Source organism: Sciscionella sediminilitoris (assembly GCF_000737195.2).
GTDB lineage: Bacteria > Actinomycetota > Actinomycetes > Mycobacteriales > Pseudonocardiaceae > Sciscionella > Sciscionella sediminilitoris.
The window spans coordinates 1-1,575 of the sequence record NZ_JALM01000185.1 but is presented as its reverse complement, the minus strand read 5'-3'; the positions used below and the strand labels follow the sequence as shown (position 1 = coordinate 1,575).

General features: G+C 66.0%; 2 protein-coding genes and 2 tRNA genes. 1 reads left to right on the top strand and 3 read right to left on the bottom strand.

Annotation, left to right across the window (positions count from 1 at the left end; translation table 11 throughout):
• Positions 1-21 precede the first annotated feature (21 nt).
• The 3 genes from AD72_RS35060 to AD72_RS35050 form a co-directional block, all read right to left on the bottom strand.
• Positions 22-93 (bottom strand) — tRNA-Cys (locus tag AD72_RS35060).
• Between the two features lie 69 nt (positions 94-162).
• Positions 163-235: transfer RNA gene (locus tag AD72_RS35055), tRNA-Gly, on the bottom strand.
• A 94-nt stretch (positions 236-329) separates the two neighbouring features.
• Positions 330-755: an SsgA family sporulation/cell division regulator gene (locus AD72_RS35050; protein WP_020495029.1), complete on the bottom strand. Its 426-nt coding sequence runs from the start codon at positions 753-755 to the stop codon at positions 330-332.
• A gap of 350 nt (positions 756-1,105) precedes the next feature.
• Here AD72_RS35050 and AD72_RS35045 point away from each other — a divergent pair, with 350 nt between their 5' ends.
• Positions 1,106-1,519 carry a TIGR02611 family protein gene (locus AD72_RS35045; protein ID WP_031470958.1) on the top strand — a complete coding sequence of 138 codons (414 nt, stop codon included), beginning with the start codon at positions 1,106-1,108 and terminating at the stop codon, positions 1,517-1,519.
• Positions 1,520-1,575: the final 56 nt, after the last annotated feature.

The window sequence follows — 1,575 nt, the reverse complement described above, 5'->3', positions numbered from 1 at the left end:
TCCCGCTGAGCTAATCGCGCGAGGCGGAGGCGGGAATCGAACCCGCGTACAGGGCTTTGCAGGCCCTTGCCTAAGCCACTCGGCCACTCCGCCGTGTTTGCCGGACCATCCGGATAGACCGACATAGCTAAGGCCGAGTTCCTCGCGACCCCAACCTTTCCGAGCGGACGACGGGACTCGAACCCGCGACCCTCACCTTGGCAAGGTGATGCGCTACCAGCTGCGCTACGTCCGCCTACCCGGCTCGTTCGCCGTGGCGTATGGGGAAACTCTAGCCGACGGGCGGTGACCGCCACACACGGGGGTCACCGCCCGCCGGGGCGGCAGCGTTAGCCCATGTCGTTGGGGATGAGGCTGGCGATCGCGTCATCCACATCCACCCACAGGTGCTCGTTACCGGGGAGCACGACGTCGTAGGTGCTGTCGAGAAAATCGGCGAGTTCTTCCGCGGATGCCTCGAACATCGCATGCCCCGAAGGCGAAGTGAGCTCGAGCACGATCACACCGGGGTCATCGGTGGCCGGGCGCATCCGGACATCTCCCTCGCCCGCGTCGGCGATCAGCCCGTCGGCGAGCAGATCGCGAGCGAACACCCACTCCACCCAGCCCGAGCGGCCGGTGCGGAACGCGGCGATCACCGCATACGGGTCACGGGTGTCGTAGCGCAGCTCCACCTGCACCGGCACCGCCGGCGTCCTCGGTGCGAGCAGTTCGAACACCGAGGTGGACCGAAGCGTCACGTGGTCATTACGCATGGTCTATACCCTCCTGGTCCCTCCCTCGGCCACCTTCCGGCCGAGCGTCACGAGTGAGACGCGGCCACCCGGTGAATCCGTCGCGACTTTCGCCAATGTCACCCGGCTGGTGGACGTGACGTGATTCATGCGGTACTGCACGCAACCTCATCGCCCCCTTCGTCCTCCGGCAAGTCGGGCCATCTCCACGCAGTCTCACACACCAGGCAGACGATCTGAAGCAGATCAACCGGCGTCCGGGTGTTATATGGCTCGCTCGATATCGGATTGTGTCGCTTCGGGCACACTGGCGCCATGGAGTCTACGGATAAAGCGGGCATTCCGGTCGAGTTTCGGGCGGGTGATCGCGCGTGAAACAGCGGCTCCGCACCGTCGTCGGCGACCTGCACCGCTGGTGGGACGCCGATCCGCGCAGGCAGTTCGCCTTCCGGATCGCCATCGGCGTCCTCGGCACCCTCGTCACCGTCGGCGGGCTCATCATGATCCCGTTCCCCGGACCCGGCTGGCTGGTCGTGTTCGCCGGTCTCGGCATCCTCGCCACCGAGTTCACCTGGGCGCGCCGGTTGCTGGACTTCGCCAAGCGCTATTACAACGCCTGGCTGAAGTGGATGGGCGAGCAGAACTGGTTCGTCCGCTCGCTCGTACTCACCGCCCTGTTCGCGCTCATCCTCGCCGTGCTGTGGCTCATCGGGGTGTTCTCCCTCGTCGGCGGGTGGTTCGGCATCGAGTGGCCGTGGTTGCGCAGCCCCGTCTTCGGCGGCTGAACCGCGTGCGCTAAGCTTCTGAGCAACGGTAAGCGAGCGCGATTAGCTCAGCGGGA